This is a genomic window from Xanthomonas sp. 3307 (genome assembly GCF_014199735.1).
Lineage (GTDB): Bacteria > Pseudomonadota > Gammaproteobacteria > Xanthomonadales > Xanthomonadaceae > Xanthomonas_A > Xanthomonas_A rydalmerensis.
Window position 1 is genome coordinate 118,150 of the sequence record NZ_JACHOG010000009.1, and the last position, 19,222, is coordinate 137,371.

23 protein-coding genes are annotated in these 19,222 nt (G+C 70.9%); 14 read left to right on the forward strand and 9 right to left on the reverse strand.

Features of this window, described 5'->3' with window-relative positions; all coding sequences use genetic code 11:
• Positions 1–10: 10 nt before the first annotated feature.
• From GGR64_RS18335 to GGR64_RS18370, 8 genes are read right to left on the reverse strand one after another with little or no spacing between them, the layout of a single operon-like run.
• A complete protein-coding gene (locus GGR64_RS18335) occupies positions 11–1,177 on the reverse strand; it encodes a hypothetical protein (protein ID WP_184647626.1) in 1,167 nt (388 codons plus the stop codon).
• Entirely contained in the window at positions 1,174–2,115 is a 942-nt protein-coding gene (locus GGR64_RS18340; protein ID WP_184647628.1) for a glycosyltransferase, read from the reverse strand. The genes GGR64_RS18335 and GGR64_RS18340 overlap by 4 nt, the downstream gene beginning before the upstream one ends.
• Complete coding sequence (locus GGR64_RS18345) at positions 2,115–3,368, reverse strand: O-antigen translocase (RefSeq protein WP_184647630.1); 1,254 nt, start codon at positions 3,366–3,368, stop codon at positions 2,115–2,117. The genes GGR64_RS18340 and GGR64_RS18345 overlap by 1 nt, the downstream gene beginning before the upstream one ends.
• The gene (locus GGR64_RS18350) at positions 3,365–4,495 is read right to left on the reverse strand and encodes a DegT/DnrJ/EryC1/StrS family aminotransferase (protein ID WP_184647632.1); all 1,131 of its coding nucleotides are present in this window, start codon (positions 4,493–4,495) and stop codon (positions 3,365–3,367) included. Before GGR64_RS18350 ends, GGR64_RS18345 begins: the two co-directional genes overlap by 4 nt.
• Positions 4,492–5,427 (reverse strand): GNAT family N-acetyltransferase, encoded by a 936-nt coding sequence (locus tag GGR64_RS18355; protein WP_184647634.1) that lies wholly within the window; start codon positions 5,425–5,427, stop codon positions 4,492–4,494. Before GGR64_RS18355 ends, GGR64_RS18350 begins: the two co-directional genes overlap by 4 nt.
• Positions 5,414–6,373 carry a hypothetical protein gene (locus tag GGR64_RS18360; protein ID WP_184647636.1) on the reverse strand — a complete coding sequence of 320 codons (960 nt, stop codon included), beginning with the start codon at positions 6,371–6,373 and terminating at the stop codon, positions 5,414–5,416. Before GGR64_RS18360 ends, GGR64_RS18355 begins: the two co-directional genes overlap by 14 nt.
• Positions 6,374–6,378: 5 nt before the next feature.
• Entirely contained in the window at positions 6,379–7,044 is a 666-nt protein-coding gene (locus GGR64_RS18365) for an acetyltransferase (RefSeq protein ID WP_184647638.1), read from the reverse strand.
• A 3-nt stretch (positions 7,045–7,047) separates the two neighbouring features.
• Entirely contained in the window at positions 7,048–7,464 is a 417-nt protein-coding gene (locus tag GGR64_RS18370; protein ID WP_160968075.1) for an FdtA/QdtA family cupin domain-containing protein, read from the reverse strand.
• Between the two features lie 278 nt (positions 7,465–7,742).
• Here GGR64_RS18370 and GGR64_RS18375 point away from each other — a divergent pair, with 278 nt between their 5' ends.
• From GGR64_RS18375 to GGR64_RS18440, 14 genes are all read left to right on the forward strand, one after another.
• Positions 7,743–8,255, forward strand: a complete 513-nt coding sequence (locus GGR64_RS18375; protein WP_184647691.1) for a cytochrome b/b6 domain-containing protein — start codon at positions 7,743–7,745, stop codon at positions 8,253–8,255.
• A 67-nt stretch (positions 8,256–8,322) separates the two neighbouring features.
• Positions 8,323–9,687 carry a cytochrome C gene (locus GGR64_RS18380; protein ID WP_184647640.1) on the forward strand — a complete coding sequence of 455 codons (1,365 nt, stop codon included), beginning with the start codon at positions 8,323–8,325 and terminating at the stop codon, positions 9,685–9,687.
• 23 nt (positions 9,688–9,710) lie between these two features.
• Positions 9,711–10,106, forward strand: coding sequence for a c-type cytochrome (locus GGR64_RS18385; RefSeq protein WP_184447940.1), 396 nt, complete (start codon positions 9,711–9,713; stop codon positions 10,104–10,106).
• A gap of 171 nt (positions 10,107–10,277) precedes the next feature.
• Positions 10,278–11,030, forward strand: a complete 753-nt coding sequence (locus GGR64_RS18390) for a hypothetical protein (RefSeq protein ID WP_260303471.1) — start codon at positions 10,278–10,280, stop codon at positions 11,028–11,030.
• Between the two features lie 63 nt (positions 11,031–11,093).
• Entirely contained in the window at positions 11,094–11,675 is a 582-nt protein-coding gene (locus tag GGR64_RS18395) for a sigma-70 family RNA polymerase sigma factor (RefSeq protein ID WP_160967425.1), read from the forward strand.
• On the forward strand, positions 11,675–12,316 hold the full coding sequence (locus tag GGR64_RS18400) for a zf-HC2 domain-containing protein (RefSeq protein WP_160967427.1): 642 nt from the start codon (positions 11,675–11,677) through the stop codon (positions 12,314–12,316). Before GGR64_RS18395 ends, GGR64_RS18400 begins: the two co-directional genes overlap by 1 nt.
• Positions 12,313–13,635 carry a S8 family serine peptidase gene (locus tag GGR64_RS18405; protein WP_184647642.1) on the forward strand — a complete coding sequence of 441 codons (1,323 nt, stop codon included), beginning with the start codon at positions 12,313–12,315 and terminating at the stop codon, positions 13,633–13,635. The genes GGR64_RS18400 and GGR64_RS18405 overlap by 4 nt, the downstream gene beginning before the upstream one ends.
• An 8-nt stretch (positions 13,636–13,643) precedes the next feature.
• Entirely contained in the window at positions 13,644–14,450 is an 807-nt protein-coding gene (locus tag GGR64_RS18410) for a heme ABC transporter permease (RefSeq protein WP_184647644.1), read from the forward strand.
• On the forward strand, positions 14,447–14,659 hold the full coding sequence (gene ccmD, locus GGR64_RS18415) for a heme exporter protein CcmD (protein WP_160967433.1): 213 nt from the start codon (positions 14,447–14,449) through the stop codon (positions 14,657–14,659). The genes GGR64_RS18410 and ccmD overlap by 4 nt, the downstream gene beginning before the upstream one ends.
• Positions 14,643–15,122 carry a cytochrome c maturation protein CcmE gene (gene ccmE, locus GGR64_RS18420; RefSeq protein WP_184647646.1) on the forward strand — a complete coding sequence of 160 codons (480 nt, stop codon included), beginning with the start codon at positions 14,643–14,645 and terminating at the stop codon, positions 15,120–15,122. Before ccmD ends, ccmE begins: the two co-directional genes overlap by 17 nt.
• 37 nt (positions 15,123–15,159) lie before the next feature.
• The gene (locus tag GGR64_RS18425) at positions 15,160–17,130 is read left to right on the forward strand and encodes a heme lyase CcmF/NrfE family subunit (protein WP_184647648.1); all 1,971 of its coding nucleotides are present in this window, start codon (positions 15,160–15,162) and stop codon (positions 17,128–17,130) included.
• Entirely contained in the window at positions 17,127–17,669 is a 543-nt protein-coding gene (locus GGR64_RS18430) for a DsbE family thiol:disulfide interchange protein (RefSeq protein WP_184647650.1), read from the forward strand. The genes GGR64_RS18425 and GGR64_RS18430 overlap by 4 nt, the downstream gene beginning before the upstream one ends.
• Positions 17,666–18,142 carry a cytochrome c-type biogenesis protein gene (locus tag GGR64_RS18435; RefSeq protein WP_184447946.1) on the forward strand — a complete coding sequence of 159 codons (477 nt, stop codon included), beginning with the start codon at positions 17,666–17,668 and terminating at the stop codon, positions 18,140–18,142. Before GGR64_RS18430 ends, GGR64_RS18435 begins: the two co-directional genes overlap by 4 nt.
• Positions 18,139–18,789, forward strand: a complete 651-nt coding sequence (locus tag GGR64_RS18440; RefSeq protein WP_184647652.1) for a tetratricopeptide repeat protein — start codon at positions 18,139–18,141, stop codon at positions 18,787–18,789. Before GGR64_RS18435 ends, GGR64_RS18440 begins: the two co-directional genes overlap by 4 nt.
• A 38-nt stretch (positions 18,790–18,827) precedes the next feature.
• Here GGR64_RS18440 and GGR64_RS18445 read toward each other — a convergent pair whose 3' ends face one another.
• Positions 18,828–19,187, reverse strand: coding sequence for a response regulator (locus tag GGR64_RS18445; protein WP_160967444.1), 360 nt, complete (start codon positions 19,185–19,187; stop codon positions 18,828–18,830).
• Positions 19,188–19,222 lie beyond the last annotated feature (35 nt).

The following is a 19,222-nucleotide window of genomic DNA, read 5'->3' on the forward strand; positions in this document are numbered from 1 at the left end:
GCGGTGTCGGTCATGGCAGCGGGGATCTCGGGGGAACGGAAGGCAGGGCAGCCGCCGGTGCGGCGTCGCGGCGGTTCGGCAGCAAGGCGCTGCAGGCGTGCAGCAGCAGGCACAGCGCGACGAAGCCGGCATTGGTCCAGGTGAAGGCCTGCGGCGCGAACGGCGACATCACGCAGGCGTAGGCGATGCGCAGGAACACCAGCAGGTTGAACAGCGCCACGCCGCGACCGAGCAGGCGCACGCTCCACAGCAGCGCCGCGTACAGCGCCAGCATCGCCGCCAGCGCGGCGCCGGGGCCGCCGGCCAGCAGGAACGGCAGGAACTCGGTGCCGACATTGATGTTCGGCGCATCCAGCGGGATGCCGGTGCCGGCAGTGGCGATGGAACCGCTCAGCGGCACCAGCTGGTTGACCAGGAAGCTGGCGTTCTCGTAGCCCTTGCTGAGCAGCGCGCCGAAGTTGTACGGGCCGGCACCGATGTACAGCAGCAGCCACTTGATGCCCTGCGGCGCGGCCCGGTACAGCGCGCCGAACGGCAGCGCCACCGAATCCAGCGAGCCCGAGCGCAACGTGCCCAGCAGCGAGAACGCGGCGGCACCCGCGCACAGCAGCGCCAGCACCCGCTTCCACGGCAGCGACCGTGCCGGATCGCGGCGCAGCAACAGCAACAGGCCCACACTGAACACCGCCGCGAACAGGCGGTTGCGGTCGATCACCAGCACCGGGAAGGCGAAGCCGGCCAGCAGCAGCGCGTTGCGCACACTGCGCTCGCGCACGCACAGCAGGCCGATCGGCGGCAGGATCCAGCACATGTTCGACACATGCCGAACATGCGATTGCAGCGGACTGAGGTCGGCGTAGGCGGAGGGGTTGTGCAGCAAGGGAATCGGGAACAGCAACAGGTCCAGCAGGCAGAACAACCCCACCGCGGCGGCCAGGCCGAGCGCGACGAAGGCCTCGCGGGTGCCGGCGTAGTCGCGCGCCCGGAACGCCGCCAACGGCGGCAGGCGGATGCCGAGCAATGCGTCCAGCCCCAGCGTCGCCAGCGCCACGGCGGCCAGCAGCGCGATGCCGGCGAGATAGCCCGGCGGCAGGTCGAAACTGAGCAGGGTCAGCGCACAACTCAGCAGCAGCGGCAGGCCGAAATACGCCGACGGCAGGCGCAGCAGGCGGCTCATGTGCGCTCGATCAGGGCTGGCTGACCGCCCTGGCGCAACCGCGCCACCAGCGACAGCCACGCATGTGCCAACAGGTGCCCGCCCAGCGCCAGCGGGCTGCGCCGCAGGAACGCGATCTTGGCGGCGATGTAGTGCGCCTGCGCGTGCAGCAGTGTGCGGCTGGAGGGATCGAACAACCGCGCGCGGCGCAGCGCCACCTGCCGCGATTCGGCCAAGTTGGCCAGGCGGCTGGGCAAGTGCCGGGTGCGGCTGGCGTTGTGGTCGTGCACGCGGTAGGCGCAGACCGCCACGTCCAGGAAGCCGAGGGCGTCGCGCGCGACCAGGCGCAGGAAGAAGTCCCAGTCCTCGATGCGCAGGCCCTCGTCCCACTCCGCGCCCGGCTGCAGTGCGCTGCGCCGGACCAGCGCCACCGCCCCGCTCACCGCCCAGTGGCGGATCACCGCGCGGCGGATGCCGGCCTCGCTCAGGTACAGGCGTTTGTCCACGCCGTGCAGGTCGCGCATGCTGCTCTGGTGCACGGTGCGGCCCTGGGTGTCGACCACGATGGCGTCGCCGATCACCGCAGCCTTGTGCGGATGCGCGCCCAGGTACGCCACCTGTACGCCCAATCCGCCGGGCAGCAGGTAATCGTCGCTGGCCCCCAGGCGCAGGAACTCGCCGCGTGCCATCGCCACCAGGTGGTTGAGCGTGGCGGCGATGCCGAGGTTTTCGCGCGGCCAGAAGCGCACGTGCAACGTGTCGCCGTGCTGGGCAATCCACTCGGCGATGCGCTCGGCGGTGCCGTCGCGGGAGCCGTCGTCGACGATCACCAGTTCCTTGTTCGGGTACGGATCCTCCAGCACGCTGTCCAGGCAGCGCTGCACGAAGCGCGCGTGGTTGTAGGCCGGGATCAGGACCGACACCAGCGGCAGCGTCGGCGGCGTGTGCGGTGCGTCCATCAGCCCAGTCCTCGCAGGTAGCGGCGTACCACCAGCACGTTGAACGCCAGGTACAGCGCGTAATTGCAGGCGAACGCGTAGGTCGCGCCGATCAGGCCCAGGCGTGCGGTGAACAGCACCACCAGGCCCAGGTAGCTGGCGGCGAAAAAGCATTCGGAGAGCACGAACAGCCGCGTCATCGCCTTGGCCAGCATCAGGTAGGACAGCACGAAGGACGCGATCTTGAGCACGTCGCCGAGCAGCTGCGGCGCGTACAGCGGCAGCGCAGCGGCGAAATCGGCCGAGAACAGCAGCCGGGTGATCCAGTCGCGGCACAGGTACACCGCCGCCGCGGCCAGGATCACCGCCGGCAGCACGTAGCGGTAGGCGCCGCGCAGTTCCTGCAGCAGCGTGGCGCGCGTGTGCAGCGCCGCCAGCTTGGGCAGGTAGTGGACGTTGATGGCGGTGGTGAAGAACAGCAGGTAGGCATCGGAGACACGGCTCACCGCCTGCCAATAGCCGACCTGCTGCCAGCCGAGCTGGCCGGCCAGATGATCGCGCACGCCGATGTTGACCAGCAGCGGCAGGAGCGCCGAGGCCAGGGTCATCGCCGAGAAGGCGGCCAGCCGCCGCACCATCGCCGGGTCGAAGCGGATGCGCAGCATCTCGCGGCGGAAGTACGGGCTGCGCCGCAGCGCCGGTACCCCGGCGCACAGCCAGGCGACCTGCCCCAGCACCAGGCCCAACAGCGCCCCATACAGGCCCATGCCGTGCGCCAGCGCCGCCACCAGCAGCACGCTCAGCACCGCGCCGGCGACCTGGATCAAGGCCAGCCGGCGCACGTCCATGAAGCCATTGACCACGGCCAGGATGTAGTTGGCCAGCGCAATCCCGAGCTGCGCCACCGCCAGCACGCAGATCAGCGGCTGGTACTGCGCGTCGCCGAGCAGACGTTCGGCGATCAGGCGGCTGCACAGCAGCGCGGCCACGCCCATCGCGCACGCTGCGACGCAGGCATAGCCCAAGGCGCTTCCCAGCAGCCGGGTCAGCGACTGCGCATCGTCGCGGTATTCGGCCACGTACTTGACCACGCCGGCACCGATGCCGCCGCCGGCCACCACCGCCAGCAGCGACATCAGGCTGGTGAACTGGCCGAGCCGGGCGACCCCGGCCGGCCCGGCGTACACCGCCACCAGCTTGAGCACCAGCAACGCGGCCAGCAGCTTGGCCGCGGTGGCCACGCCGCTGTACACGCCGCTGCGCAGCACGTTCATGCCGCCACGCCACCGAAACGCCGGCAGGCGTCGATCACCTGCGCGACCGCCGCGTCGTCCAGGGTCGGGCCGATCGGCAGACTGAGCACCTCGGCAGCCAACCGCTCGCACAGCGGCAACTGCAGCGTCGCCAGTTCCGGATAGGCCGGCTGCCGATGCGGCGGCGTCGGGTAATGCACCAGGCACTGCACGCCCTGGGCCTGCAGATGCTGTTGCAGCGCATCGCGCTGTGCGCAGCGCACCACGAACAGGTGCCAGGCGTGCGCGGCCGGGTCGGCCACCTGCGGCACTGCGATCTGCGGATGCGCGATGCCATCGAGGTATCGCTGGGCGATCGCGCGGCGCGCGGCGATGTCGGCATCCAGATGGCGCAGCTTGACCCGCAGCAGCGCCGCCTGCAGTTCGTCCAGGCGCGAGTTCACGCCCTGCACCAGATGCCGGTACTTGATGTCCGAGCCGTAGTTGCGCAGCACGCGTAGCTGCGCCGCCAGCGCTTCGTCGTCGGTGGTCACCGCGCCGCCGTCGCCGAGCGCGCCCAGGTTCTTGCCGGGGAAGAAGCTGAAACCGGCGGCATCGCCGAAGCTGCCGGCATGGCGGCCGTCGCGGCGTGCGCCATGCGCCTGCGCCGCGTCCTCGAGCAGGATTAGGCCATGCTGCTCGGCAATGCTGCGCAACGCGGCCATCTCCGTAAGTTGCCCATACAGGTGCACCGCCAGTATCGCCTTGGTGCGCGGGCCGATCGCCCGTTCCACCTGCGCCGGATCCAGATTGAAGCTGACCGCTTCCGGCTCCAGCGGCACCGGCCGCAGCCGGTTCTCGCTGATCGCCAGGAAGCTGGCGATGAAGGTATTGCCCGGCACCAGCACCTCGTCGCCTTCGCGCAGCCGGCCGAGTGCGCGGTAGCCGCGCAGGATCAGGGTCAGCGCGTCCATGCCGTTGCCGACGCCGATGGCATGGGCGGTGCCGCAGTAAGCGGCGAACTCGCGCTCGAACGCGTCCAGTTCCTCGCCGAGCACGTACCACCCGGAATCGATCACCCGCGCCGCGGCGGCCTTGAGCTCGTCGGCATAGCGCGCATTGCTGGCGCGCAGGTCGAGGAACGGCACGCTGGCCGCTGGCAGACTCATTGCAATTCCCAATGGTAGAAATCGTGGACCACAGCGCGTGCGCCGAAGCGCTCCTTCTGTTCGACCAGGCCGGCATTGAGCACCCGACCCTGCTGCTCGGTGGAAATGCCCAGGCTAAGGAACTCGCGCTGCGCGTAGACCTGCTCGATCAGTTCGGCCAGCAGCAGGCTCAGCGCATCGGCACGGCGACCCTGCTCCGAGCAGGCCAGGTATTGGGTATGGACGACATGGCCGAAGTCGTACACCAGCGTGCCGGCCAGCAGGTCGGCACCGTCGCGCACTTCGTAGGGCACGATCTGCGCCGGAAAGCGCGCGCACAGCAGGCGCAGTTCGTCCAGGCTGTGGGTCGGGCGCGCGCCGTGGCGTTGCAGCACCTCGCCCAGCAGCGCATGCAGCGGCGCCGGATCCTCCACCCGTTGCACGCGCAGCCCGGCGCGGCGTGCCTTGGCGACCGAGCGCTTGCGCGCGGCGGCGAAGCGTGGCGGCGCGCGCAGCGGCACCGCCGAGGACAGGTCGCGGCGCTGCAGGCGCGCGCCGAGCCGGTGCAGCGCGTACAGGTCCTCTTCCGCCGGGCTGCGGTGGAACAGATGCGGCACCGCCTTGTACAGCAGCGTGCGCACGCCGGTGTCGCGATAATGCGCGGCGATGCGCTCGAACGCCTCCAGCGTCGCCGTCGCACGCAGCGCGTGGGTCGACACCAAGCCGGCATAGCTGAGCCCGGCATGGCTGGTCACCGCGTCGCCATCGCGGTTCGCAGGAAACACCGCCACCGGCGCGCCGGCGTCCTCGACCAACAACGAAGCATCGACGAAGCGTGCGGCGTGATAGTCCATATAGTCACGCCGGTGCAGCAGATTGCCGTTGCGCGAGGCGTCCACCACGGCATCCCATGCCGGCGCGTCGGTCGCGGTATACGCCCTAACCGACAGCATCGCCGTCCTCCCAGGCCATGCCGGCCGGCACCACCGCCTCGGCCACGCCGAACCCGTCGCGGCCCATGTCGTTGCCGTTGTAGAACAGCAGCAGGCGCTCGCCGTGGCGGATCAGCGCCGGATAGCACAGCGTGCGTGCGTCCCAGCCATCGGCCGACAGCGGCAGGCCCAACGCCGCGTCGCAGCGCTGCCAGTGGCGGCCGTCGTCGCTGACCGCCATGCCGGGCAGATAGGCGCCGGCGCGGCTGCCGTGGGTGAAATACATCAGATAGCGGCCATCGTGCCGGTATACCCGCGGGCGGCCGATACGGTACTCGTCGCCCTGCGGCTGCAGGCAGACCGTGTCCTGACGCGGGATCGCCTGCAGGTCGTCGGTCTCCACGCAACGGATGTGGTAGCGCGGGTACGGCGTGCCGCCGATCCATTCCCAGTCGTCGCCCACCGCGTACCAGAGCTGCCAGCGGCGATTCTCGTAACGCGCCGAATGCACCGCGGCGATGGTGCTGCGGCCCGGCGCGCGGTCCAGCAGCGGCGTGTCCTGGCGGCGCTGGAACGTGTCGCCGCCGTCGGTGGAGACCGCCAGGCCGGTGAACGCCAGGAACTTGGCCCGCGCCACCTGCTGGAAGCCGACATAGAACATGTACAGGCCGTCCGGCCCATGCACCACGTCGCCGAGGATCATGCCGTTGTCGTCGAAGCAGCCGGCGCGACCGATGTCCAGCACCGGTGCGGCGCTGATGCCGAGCACCTGGGTAGGATCGTCGGCGCGCACGTCCACGTAGCCGATGCGGCTGACCCCGGCATCGTCGCGGAAGCCGGCGTAGATCCGCAGACGCTCGGCATCCAGCCGCAGCGGGGTCGGCGTCAGCGCCGAATGCCGCATCCAGCCGCCGACGCCGTCGCGCGCGGTGTCGAACACCAATCCACGTTTGTGCCAGGCGAACATGCGTCTCACAGGTCCACGTCGAAGCTGGACTTGCCGGCCACCGCCCGCGCCGGCGCACCGACGTAGACGCGTCCGGGTTCGGTGTCGCGGGTCAGCAGCGCACCGGCGCCGATGACGTTGTCGGCGGCGACCTTGACCCGGTCGCTGAGCGTGGCGTTGACCCCGATGAAGCTGCTCGCGCCGATCTCGCAGTAGCCGGAAATCACCGCGTGCGAGGCCACGAACACGTGGTCGTGGATCACCGTGCGGTGGCCGACGTGGTTGCCGCTCCACAGGATGCAGTTGGCACCGATGCGGGTGAACGGCTGCAGCACGTTGTGCTCGAACACGAAGCAGTGCTCGCCCAGTTCCACGTTGCGCCAGACGAAGGCGTGCGAGCTAACGTAGCTGGCCATGCGGTAGCCGCGGCGCCTGGCGTCCAGATAGAACCGCGTGCGCAGCCGGTTGAGTCCGCTGGCGGGGATCGCCACGAATGCCTCCACCTGCGACGGCGGATATCGCTGTTCGAGCTCCTCGTAGGCCACCACCGGCAGGCCGGCCAGGGTCGGCGCGGACAGGTAGTCGCGCTCCACGCTGAAGGCCAGCACCTCGTAGTCGCTGTCGTGGGTGAAGTATTCGCAGGCGATCTGCGCCAGTTCGCCGGCGCCGACGATGACCAGGGGACGCGCCATCGCCTAGGCCTCCTGCCGGCGCATGCCCGCCGCTTCGCGCAGGAACTCGTCGTAGTCGAAAATGTAGTCGGTGGGGTCGTAGGCCTGGTCGGCGAGCACCATCAGCACGCAGTCCGCGCTGAAGTCGTAGAGATCGCGCCAGACCATGCTGCCGAGCAGCAGGCCCTGCCGCGGATCGTCCAGCACCACCTGCGTCGGACCGCTGCCGTCGTCGAGCAGGAACGACACCGAACCGTGCAGCGCCACCGCCAACTGGTTGAGATGGCGGTGCGCATGCTGGCCGCGGTGCACGCCGTTGCGGGTGGCGAACAGGTAGTACACGCGGCGGATGTCGAAAGGCACGTCGCGCTGTTGCTCCAGCGCCACGAGCTGGCCGCGCGCGTCGCCGTGCGTCCGCAACTGGATTCGTTCGATTGCCATCAGAGTGCCCGACCGGGCTCCACATCGGAGTGTCCAGGCTGAGTGCCGCGGGTCCGCGGAAAGGTTGCGCAACGCCGACGCGCACCGCGACGCAACCTTTCGCCGCAGCGCCGGCACCCATCGACGACCACCGCTGCAGCGATGCCCCGCCGGCATCACGCCGCGCCCCTGCCTCGTCGCCCCCAAGGACACCGCGTACCGCCATGACCTCGCCCACGCCGGCCGCTCCGAAACCGCCCGTTTCCCCTCCTGCCGCGTCGGCGGCATTGCCGCGGCCGATGGTGTGGCTGCACTGGCTCACCGTGCTGTGCCTGGTGCTGGCGGCGGGACTGATCCTGCTGCGCGAAGAGGTCGACGGCCGCATGTGGCGGCAGTGGCTGCTGGAAGGCCACCGCCACTTCGGCCTGTTCGTGCTCGGTCTGTTCTGCGTGCGCGTGGCACTGCGGATGCGCCTGGGCAAGCGCCACGACCCGGAGGCCGGGTCGGCGCTGATGCGTTTGCTGGCCGGCGCCACCCACGTGGTGATGTACGCGCTGCTGCTGACCCTGCCGGTGCTGGGCTGGGCGCTGAGCCAATCGATGGGCAAGCCGGTGCATCTATTCGGCGCGACCCTGCCCGAGCTGGTCGCGCCCGATCCCGATCTCGCCGACAGCTTGGGCGCCTGGCACGTGGACGCGGCCTGGCTGCTGCTCGGCCTGATCCTGCTGCACATCGGCGCGGCGCTGTGGCACCACCTCGTGCGCCGCGACGCCGTGCTGCAACGCATGGTGCCGTTCCTGCGCCGCCGCTGAGCCGCATCTCCGCTCACCTCGTTTCCGTCCGTCGCCGCACCCACCCGCCCGCCAAAGGACCTTCCGCATGCACCAGGCCCCGTCGTCCCCCTCCACCTCCTCCCGCAGCGACAGGACGCGCGGCACCGAGCAGGCGCTGCTGTGGTCGGCGCTGGGCTCGCTGCTGCTGGTGCTGAGCCCACGCGCCGCCGCGGTGCCGGCGTTCGCGCGGCAGACCGGCTCGTCCTGCGCCGACTGCCACATCGGCGCCTACGGTCCGGCGCTGACGCCCTACGGCATGCGCTTCAAGCTCGGCGGCTACACCGACAGCGACGGCAACGGCACCAAGATCCCGGCCTCCGCGCAGCTCACCGCCAACCGCAGCGTGCCGGCGCGCGGCGAGAGCCGCACCCGCTTCAGCGAGGCCGACCTGTACCTGGCCGGGCGCATCACCGACAACGTCGGCGGCTACGTCAAGGTCGCCACCACCAACAACGGCAAGAACGACTACACCACGCGCCTGGACAACGTCGACCTGCGCGCAGTGGTCAAGAGCTTCCAGCTCGGCGGCAAGGACACCCTGCTCGGCGTCAGCGTCAACAACAATCCCGGCAGCCAGGACCCGATCGGCATGCTGCCCAACGCCTCCGGGCTGGGCCCGGCCTCGGCCTATTCCAGTTCGACCACCCTGCTCAACCAATCCTCGCTGTCCAACCGGGTGATCGGCACCAGCGTCTACGGCCTGTACGACCGCAACTGGTACGGCGAAGTCGGCACCTACACCGCCCTGCCCGTGTCGACCCAGGACGACCTGGGCTACGCCATCGGCGGCGATCCCGGCAAGCTCAGCGACACCGGCTACCTGCGCCTGAGCTACATGAAGGACCTCAAGCGCCAGTTCTTCTCCGCCGGCGTGGTCGCACTGACCACGCGCCGGCAGTTGCCGCGCAGCACCGGCCCGCGCGACGACTTCACCGATCTGGGCTACGACCTCAACTACCAGTTCCTGGGCACCCGCGAGCACATCCTCAAGCTCGGCTACCTCAACATCTACGAGCGCCGCCGCTACGGCAGCGCGCTGATCGACCCGACCGACCCGGCCCTGGCCGGCCCGCGCCGGGCCAGCGTGCGCGACCAGTCGATCAGCCTCAACTACACCTACAAGCAGAGCTACAGCCTGCTGCTGGCGCACTTCATCAACACCGGCTCGGACGATCCGTTCCGCTACCGCCCGTACGGCGCGCCGGACACCACCAGCAACCTGATCAGCGCCTCGTGGGCGCCGTTCGGCAAGGACGACAGCTATTCGTCGATCTCCAACCTGCGCCTGTCCGCGACCTGGTTCCGTTTCAGCAAGTTCAACGGCAGCACCGGCAACGTGTTCGGCGCTACCCCGATCACCCGCCCGCGCGACCTCAACCAGTTCGCGCTGAGCCTGAGCCTGGCCTTTTGATCCCCCGCACGGAGCTTCCCCCCATGAAACGCACCAACGCCCTCCCCCTGTGCACCCTGCTGGCCGGCCTGCTGCCGCTGGCCGCCGCGGTGGCGCCGTCCGCGCATGCCGCCGGCGGCGCGCCCGGCGCCGGCGTGTTCGCCAGCGAATGCGCCGAATGCCACAGCGCCGCACCGGCCAAGAACAAGAAGGGCCCGACCCTGTTCGGGGTGGTCGGGCGCCGCGCCGGCAGCGTGCCGGACTACGCCTATTCCGACGCGATGAAGCAGAGCCAGTGGACCTGGAGCGACGACAAGCTGCGCAGCTACCTGTCGCAACCGGCATCCAAGGCCCTGCCCGGCGGCAAGATGAAGTACGACGGACTGGACGATCCCAAGCAGTTGCAGGACCTGATCGCCTACCTGCACAGCCTGCATTGAACTCGCTGCCCGATCGGGTCATATTCGGCGCCCCACGGGCCGGCCGTCGCGCCGCGCCCGTGCCCGATTCCTGACCTGCGAGCATCGAGCCACCGTGCGTGTTTTCCCTGCCGTCCGCGGCGCCTCGTCGCTGCTGCCCGCCGCATCCCCGCACCGCGGGGCGCCCCGGGCATGCTGAACGTGCGCGCGGGTCGGCTGGCGGACGCGGCCCGGCCGTCGTCGCGTCGAGGCCGCGGCGCGGCCCTGGCCGTGGGCCTGGCGCTCGCCGCCCTGCACGCGCCGGCGGCAATGGCCGGCGACGTCGGCGGTGCCGCCGGGATCAGCTCGCAACTGGTCGACCGAGGCATCGCCGTGACCCGCGCTACCCCGACCTTGCAGGGCGCGCTGTTCTGGCTGCCGGCGCCTGGCTGGTCGCTGAGCGGCTCGGCCAGCGTGGCACTGGACGCGCCGGGCAAGGTGTTGATGGGCAGCGCCGGCCTGTCGCGCGGCTGGACCCTGTCCGACAACTGGCAACTGCAGGCCGAAGCGCTGCTGTACCGCTACCCCGGCCGGCGTGTCGACCGTCCGTTCAACCGCGACGAGCTCAGCCTGGGCTGGAGCTACCGCGACCGCCTGAGCCTGTCGCTGGCCGCGTTCCGCCTGCCCGACAGCGGCCTGCGCCAGCGCTGGTACGGCGCGCTCGACCTCACCGCGCACCAGCCGCTCCACGGCGCGCTGTCGCTGTCGGCCGGGGTCGGCGTCAGCCAGGCGCCGCCGGCCCTGTACGGACTGGAGTACGTGGCGCACTATCGCTACGGCCACGCCGGGCTGATCTGGAACGCCGGGCGCTGGAGCGTGGAGGTGGACCGCATGTTCAACGACACCCACGGCGGCGCGAACCACGGGATCTGGCCCTGGGTGGCCAGCGTCTCCCGCAGCTTCTGATCCGAGCGCAACCTTTCCGTGCCGCCCCGGCACATACCGGTGCCCGTTGCCACACCTGCCCCCATGAACGACACCGACCTGCTCGGCGATGCCACCGACCGCATGCTGCTCCGGCGCATGGCGGCCAGCGACCGCGAGGCGCTGACCCGCCTGTACCGCGCCTACCACGGCCGCCTGTGCCGGTTCCTGTCGCGGCTGACCCGGCGCCCGGACATCATCGAGGAAGCGATCAACGACTGCTTCTGGATCGTCTGGCAGAAGGCGGGCGACTTTCGCGGCGATTCGCAGGTTTCGACCTGGATCATGGGCATCGCCTACCGCTGCGGGCTCAAGGCGATCCGCCACCACAGCGACGACGCCATCGACGATGGCGTGGCCGCCGAGGACCACGCCGCGGCGGCGGACCCGGACGAGGACCGCGAGCTGCGCGACTGGCTGGGCAAGGGCCTGGAACGCCTGTCGGCCGACCAGCGGCTGGTGGTGGAACTGGTCTACGGCCTCGGCCACAAGCTGGACGAGGTCGCCGCGATCATGCAGTGCCCGGTGGGCACCATCAAGGCCCGGCTGTTCCATGCCCGGGTCAAGCTTCGCAACGTGTTGCCGGGATTGGCCGGCGACGCGTCCACGCTGACGGAGAGCGCGTGATGAAAACGGGCTTCAATGAGCCAGGCAACGAATGCGCGCATGCCTGGGAACTGATGCCGTGGGTGCTGCAGGACAGCGCCACGGAAGACGAGAACGAATGGCTGGTCGCGCACCTGGCCAAGTGCCAGCACTGCAGTGCCGAGTTCGCCCAGCAGAGCCGCCTGCGCATGGCGATGACCCTGCCCAGCGACGTGCCGGTGGACGCCGAGGCCGGGCTGCAGCGCCTGCTGCAGCGCCTGGACGCGCCGGTCCCCAAGGCACAGCCGCAGCGCAGCCGCACCAGTTGGACCACGCGGGCGCTGGTTGCCGCCGCCCTGCTGCAGGCCGTGGGCCTGGGCGTGCTGGGCGTGCGCCTGTCCGCCGAGCACGAGCGCAGCACCGCCTACCGCACCCTCAGTGATGCCACGCAGCCGCTGGCGGCCGACGCGATCCGGGTGGTGCCGGACGCACGCATGACCCTGGCCGACTGGGATGCGCTGCTGCGCAAGCTGCAGCTGCGGGTCATCGGCGGCCCCAACGCCGCCGGCGCCTACACCGTGGTGCCGATCCAGGCCGGGTCGGCGGCGCAGCCGCAGCGCAGCGTGCAGCAGTTGCGCGCCACCGCCGGCATCCGCCTGGCGGAGCCGATCGCCGCGCCATGAAGCTGCATCTCGCCAGCCTGCTGTTCGCCTGCCTGGGCCTTGGCGCCTGCGCCCACGCCGCGCCGGCGGCCGTCGCCGATCCTGCGCCCGCGGCCAAGGCGCCCAGTCTGGATCCGTCGCCGGCGCTGGACAGCCAGCGCCAGATCGTCCTCGCCGTGGCCAACCCGATGGCCGCGCCGAGCCGCCACGCCGGCTCCAACCTGCTCGGCTACGCCTCGGCCCGCTACTACGGCGCCGGCACCCAGGCGGTCGCCACCCTGGACGCGCTGAACAAGCGCTACGGCCTGCGCCAGGTCGCCGGCTGGCCGATCAAGGCGCTGGGCCTGTACTGCGTGGTGCTGGAGCCGGCGCCGGGCAGTGACCGCGAGGCGCTGCTGGCGCAATTGGCCAAGGATGACCGCGTGGCGCTGTCGCAGCCGCTGCAGGACTTCGGCACGTATTCGGCCGATAGTCAGGCCACGGCCGCGCCGGCGCAGCCGCTGCGCTACAACGACCCCTACGTGGACATGCAGCGCGGCTTCGCCGCCACCAATGCAGCCACCGCGCAGACGCTGAGCCAGGGCCAGGGCGTGGACGTGGCGATCGTCGACACCGGCGTGGACACGTCGCATCCGGACCTGCGCGGACGCCTGCGCAACACCCGCGACCTGGTCGCCGCCGATCCGGGCGCGTTCAACCGCGACCACCACGGCACCGAGGTCGCCGGCATCATCGCCGCCGGCAGCAACAACCACCTGGGCATCGTCGGCATCGCGCCGAAGGCGATGCTCGACGTGTACAAGGCCTGCTGGTATCCGCAGCGCCCCGGTGCCGGCGCCGGCTGCAACTCCTTCACCCTGGCCAAGGCGCTGGCGGCGATCGGCGATACCCGCACCCGCATCATCAATCTCAGCCTGGGCGGTCCGGCAGACCCGCTGCTGCGCAAGCTCATGGAACAGTTGCTGCGCGACGGCCGCATCGTGGTCGCGGCGATGCCGCCCAACGGCCGCATGGACGGGTTTCCCGATGGCATTCCCGGGGTGATCGTGGTGCGCAGCAGCGCCGCCACGCCGGCACCGGCGGGCGTGCTCAGCGCGCCGGGCGAGGACATCCTCACCACCCAGCCAAACGGTGGCTACGACTTCACCTCCGGCTCGTCGATGGCCACCGCCCACGTCAGCGGCGTGGTCGCGCTGCTGCTGGCGCTGGCGCCGCAACTGGACGCGCGCAGCGTGCACGACCTGCTGCTGCGCACCAGCCGCACGCGCGACGGCCTGCTGCAGGTGGACGCCGCCGCCGCCGTGCAGGCGTTGCCGCGCAGCGCTCCCCTCGCCCGCTGAGTCACCCCATGCGTTCCTGGATCCCGCTCTGGTTGCACCGGCTCGGCGCGCCGCCGACCTTCTACCGCGTGGCCGGCGCGCTGCGTCCCTGGAGCCTGGCCGCGGCCGTGCTGCTCGGCGCCGTGGCGTGTTACGGCGGGCTGGTGCTGGCGCCACCGGATTACCAGCAGCACGACGCCTACCGCATCATCTTCGTGCACGTGCCTTGCGCGTGGATGAGCCTGTTCGTGTACGCGGCGATGGGCGTGGCCGGCCTGGTCGCGCTGGTGTGGCGGGTGAAGCTGGCGGAAATCGCCTGCATGGCCTCGGCATCGATCGGCGCCGCCTTCACCTTCGTCACCCTGTGCACCGGCTCGCTGTGGGGCCGGCCGATGTGGGGCACGTGGTGGACCTGGGACGCCCGGCTCACCTCGGAACTGGTGCTGTTGTTCCTGTACCTGGGCGTGATCGGCCTGCACCGCGCCATCGACGACCCGCGCCAGGGCGCGCGCGCCGCCGCGCTGCTGGCGCTGGTCGGGCTGATCAACCTGCCGATCGTGCATTACTCGGTGGTCTGGTGGAACACGCTGCACCAGGGCTCCACAGTACGCGTGCTCGGCCCGTCGAAGATGCCGCTGTCGATGCTGTGGCCGCTGCTGACCGGCGTGGTCGCCAGCAAGTGCTACTACATCGCCAGCCTGTGCGGGCGCATGCGCAGCGATCTGCTGTTACTGGAGCGCGGCAAGGCCTGGGTGCGTGCGATTGCGCTGCAGGCCGCGCCGGTGGCGACGTCGCCGGCGGGCACCGCGCCGCGGCCCGCCGAGCACGCGGCATGAGCGGGTTCTGGGCGATGGGCGGCTACGCCGTCTATGTGTGGAGCGCGTACGCGCTTGCGCTGGTGGTGCTGCTCCTGGACAGCCTGCTGCCGCGCCGCCGCCAGCGCCGCCTGCTCGCCGAGATCCGTGCGCAAGTGACCCGCGAACAGGCCCGCCGTGCCCGCGGCAACGCGGCCACCAACGGAGCGCATGATGCATCCCACCCGTAAGCGCCGCCTGCTGCTGGTGCTGCTGTTGCTCGGCGCCGCGGCGCTGGCCACCGGCCTGTTCGTGCTGGCCCTGCAGCACAACATCAGCTACCTGTTCACGCCGAGCCAGGTACAGGCCGGCGCGGCCAGGGATTACCGGGTGTTCCGGCTCGGCGGCATGGTCAAGGCCGGCTCGATCACGCGCAGCGCCGATTCGCTGCAGGTGCAGTTCACGGTGATCGACAAGGCCGGCGCCACCGCCGTCGACTACACCGGCATCCTGCCGGACCTGTTCCGCGACAACCAGGCGGTGATCGCCACCGGCTCGATGCGGGGCGCGCGCTTCGTGGCCACCGAGGTGCTGGCCAAGCACGACGAGACCTACATGCCGCAGGAACTGAAGGACGCGATGGCGCAGGCGCATGCCGATCGCGCCCACGTCGGCAACACCTCGGCGGCCGCTGCGGCGACCGCACGACCATGAGTCCGATCGCGTCCCACCGCGCCGGAGCAGCCGCACCATGAGCGCCGAGCTCGGCCAATGCGCCCTGATCCTGGCCTTGCTGCTGGCGCTGGTGCAGGCCGTGCTGCCGCTGCTCGGGGCCTGGCGCGGCCAGCGCGCCTGGATGGCGGTGGCGCGGCCGGCCGCCTACGCCCAGGCCGGTTTCGCCTGGCTGGCCTTCGGCCTGCTCGCTTACGTGTTGCTGCAGCTGGATTTCTCGGTGCGCTACGTCGCCGCCAACGCCAACCTGGCGCAGCCCTGGTACTACCGGCTGGCCGCGGTGTGGGGCGCACACGAGGGCTCGCTGCTGCTGTGGATCGCCATCCTCAACCTGTGGACGGTGGCGCTGGCGCGCAGCAGCCGGCACTTGCCGGAAGCCTTCGCCGCGCGCGTGCTCGGGGTGCTCGGGCTGATCTCCAGCGGCTTCCTGGCCTTCGTCCTGTTCACCTCCAATCCGTTCGCGCGGCTGTCGCCGATGCCGCGCGACGGCAGCGAGCTCAACCCGGTGCTGCAGGACCCGGGCATGGTGTTCCACCCGCCGGTGCTGTACACCGGCTACGTCGGCTTTTCGGTGGCCTTCGCCTTCGCCATCGCCGCCCTGCTCGGCGGCGAACAGCAGCAGGCCTGGGTGCGCTGGGCGCGGCCGTGGACCAATGTCGCCTGGGGCTTCCTCAGCGCCGGCATCGTCGCCGGCAGCTGGTGGGCCTACGCCGAGCTGGGCTGGGGCGGCTGGTGGTTCTGGGATCCGGTGGAGAACGCCAGCTTCATGCCGTGGCTGGTCGGCGCCGCGCTGATCCACACCCAGGCGGTCACCGAGAAACGCGGCGCGCTCGGCGCCTGGACCCTGCTGCTGTCGATCCTGGCGTTCTCGCTGTCGCTGCTGGGCACCTTCCTGGTGCGCTCCGGCGTGCTGACCTCGGTGCACGCCTTCGCCGCCGACCCGCGCCGTGGCCTGTACATCCTCGGCTTCCTGGTGCTGGTGGTCGGCGGCTCGCTGCTGCTGTACGCGCTGCGCGCGCCGCGCCTGGCCGCGGGCAAGCCGTTCGCCGCGCTGTCGCGGGAGACCGCGATCCTGATCGGCAACCTGATGCTCAGCGTGGCCGCGGCGATGGTGCTGCTGGGCACGCTGTTCCCGCTGCTCGGCGATGCCCTGCGGCTGGGCAAGATCTCGGTCGGGCCGCCCTACTTCGGCCTGCTGTTCCCGCTGCTGATGCTGCCGGTGGTACTGCTGTTGCCGTTCGGTCCCTACCTGCGTTGGGGCCGTACCGACCCCGGCGCACTGCGCGCGGTGGCCGCGCGCGCCGGTCTGGCGGCACTGGGCTGCGCACTGCTGGCGTGGTTGCTGAGCGCGGGTACGCTGCGCGCGGTGGCCGGCGTCGCGGCCGCGGCCTGGGTCGGCGTCGGCACCGCGTTGTATGCGCTCACCCGCTGGCGTAGCGCCCCGCGCGGCCGCCGCTTCCCCGCCGAACTGGCCGGCATGCTGCTGGCGCATGCCGGCGTCGCGGTGTTCGTGGCCGGCGTGCTGCTGTCGGAAAGCCTGTCGGTGGAACGCGACGTGCGCCTGGATCCCGGCCAGAGCGCCCAGGTCGGCGCGCATGCGTTCCGCTTCGATGGCGTGCGCCTGGTCGACGGCCCCAACTGGAAGGCCGAGCAAGGCACGGTGAGCGTGCTGCGCGACGGCGCCGTGGTGGCGGTGCTGCATCCGCAGAAGCGCCTGTACAGCAGCGACCGGATCCAGACCGAGGCGGCGATCGATGCCGGCGTGCTGCGCGATCTGTACGTCGCGCTGGGCGAACCGGTCGACGACCAGCACATCGAATACGGCTGGACCCTGCGCCTGTACGACAAGCCCTTCATCCGCTGGATCTGGGCCGGCGGCCTGCTGATGATGCTCGGCAGCTTCATCAGCGCCGGCGCGCGCCGGTTGCGCGCGCAACCGGTCGCGAACAGCGCCGCCACGCCGGCCGCGCTCGCCGGAGCCGCGCCATGAGCCGGCTGCTGCCGCTGGCTGGCTTCCTGCTGCTGGCCGCGTTGTTCGGGTTCGGCCTGTGGTGGAGCCGCAGCCACGATCCGCGCGAGGTGCCCTCGCCGCTGATCGGTAAGCCGGTGCCGGCGTTCGCGTTGCCGCGCCTGGACCGGCCGGAGCTGCGCAGCGGCAGCCAGGAACTGCGCGGTCGCCCGTATCTGCTCAACGTGTTCGGCAGCTGGTGCATGGCCTGCAGCGAGGAGCACCCGCTGCTGATGGCGAAGGCCCGGCACCTGGGGGTGACCCTGGTCGGTTACGCCTACCGCGACGATCCGCACGATACCGCCGCCTGGCTGGCGCGGCGCGGCAATCCGTATGCGCTGGTACTGGTGGACGCCGATGGCCAGCGTGCGATCGATCTGGGCGTATACGGCGCACCGGAAACCTTCCTGATCGATGCCGACGGCGTGGTCCGCTACAAGCACGTCGGCGTGCTGACGGCGCAGGTGCTGGCCGACGAGTTGCGTCCGGCGATCGCGTCGCTCGACGAGGCGCGGCGATGAGCGCGCGCGTCGCACGGACGTGCCGACGCACGCCATGGTGGCGATTGCTGGTGCTGCTGTGGCTGCTGGGCGGTGCACTGCCGACGTTTGCCCAGGCAGTGGACCCGTTGCCGTTCAAGGACCGCGCGCAGGAACAGCGCTTCCAGCAACTGACCGCGCAGTTGCGCTGCCTGGTCTGCCAGAACGAGAACCTGGCCGATTCCGACGCCACCCTGGCGCGCGACCTGCGCCACCAGGTGTTCGCGCAACTGCAGGCCGGGCGCAGCGATGCGCAGATCAAGCAGTACATGGTCGATCGCTACTCGGCCTTCGTCCTGTACGACCCGCCGCTGGCGCCGGGCACCTGGCTGCTGTGGTTCGGGCCGGCGCTGTTGCTGCTGGGCGGCGCCGCGATGGTGCTGGCGACGCTGCGGCAACGCCGCCGCGCCATCGGCGCCGCGACGGCGGACGCGGATGCGGAGGACGCCTGGTGACGCCCGGCTTCCTGTTTGCCGCCGCGGCGATGCTGGGCATCGCCCTGTTCGCGGTGCTGCGTCCACTACTCGTCCAGCATTCCGGCGCATCTGCGCAACGCGGCATCGCGTTGCTGCTGGCGCTGAGCCTGCCGCTGCTCGGTGCAAGCCTGTACTGGCGCATCGGCACGCCGACGGCCCTGGCCGGTGTCCCGCTGCACCCGCTGCCGCCGGCCGCGCCGGAGCAGACCGCGCAGCTGCTGCAAGGCTGGCTGCAACAGGCCTGGGACGCGCAACAGGCGCGGCGCCCGCACGAGGCGCAGCAGGCCTATGCGCAGGCCCTGCGGATCGCCCCGGACAATGTCGAGGCCCTGCTCGGCTGGGCCGAGACCGACATCGCGCAACGCGCCGATCTCACCGTCGGCAGCGCCGCACGCGCCATGCTAGACCGCGTGCTGGCGCAGCAACCGGACAATCAGCGCGCCCTATGGATGCGCGGCATCGCCGCCTTCCAGCAGCAGCGCTATGCCGCCGCCGCCAGCGACTGGCGCCACCTGTTGACCCTGCTGCCCGCCGGCTCGCCGTTGCGCGACGCGGTGACGCAGAAGATCGCTGCTGCCGAAGCGATGCTCGCCGCACCAAGCGCAGCGACCGCCACGCCACGCTGACGCTCCCCCGCCGATCGCGCCAGCGCGCCACGGTCCACTCAGAGCACGGACGCGATCTTCTCCTTCAGCGTGTCCGCATTGAACGGCTTGACGATGTAACCGCTGACCCCGGCTTCCCGGATCGCGGTCACATTGTCGCTGCGCGACTCGGCGACCACCATCAGGAACGGCGTGCCTTTCAGCTTCGCGTCGCTCCGAACCGCCCGCAGCAACGCCAGACCGGTCATCGGCTCCATGTTCAAGTCGGAAATGACCAGGCCGATCTTCTCTGCCCGCATCGCGGCCAGCGCCGCCTCGCCGTCGGCCGCCTCGACCACGTCCTCGTAGCCGAGTTGGCCCAGCAGCATGCGGATGACGCGCCGCATCGTGCGGTAGTCGTCGACGACCAGAATCTTCATGGCATCCCCAGGCAGCCCGATGGCCGGACCGATGG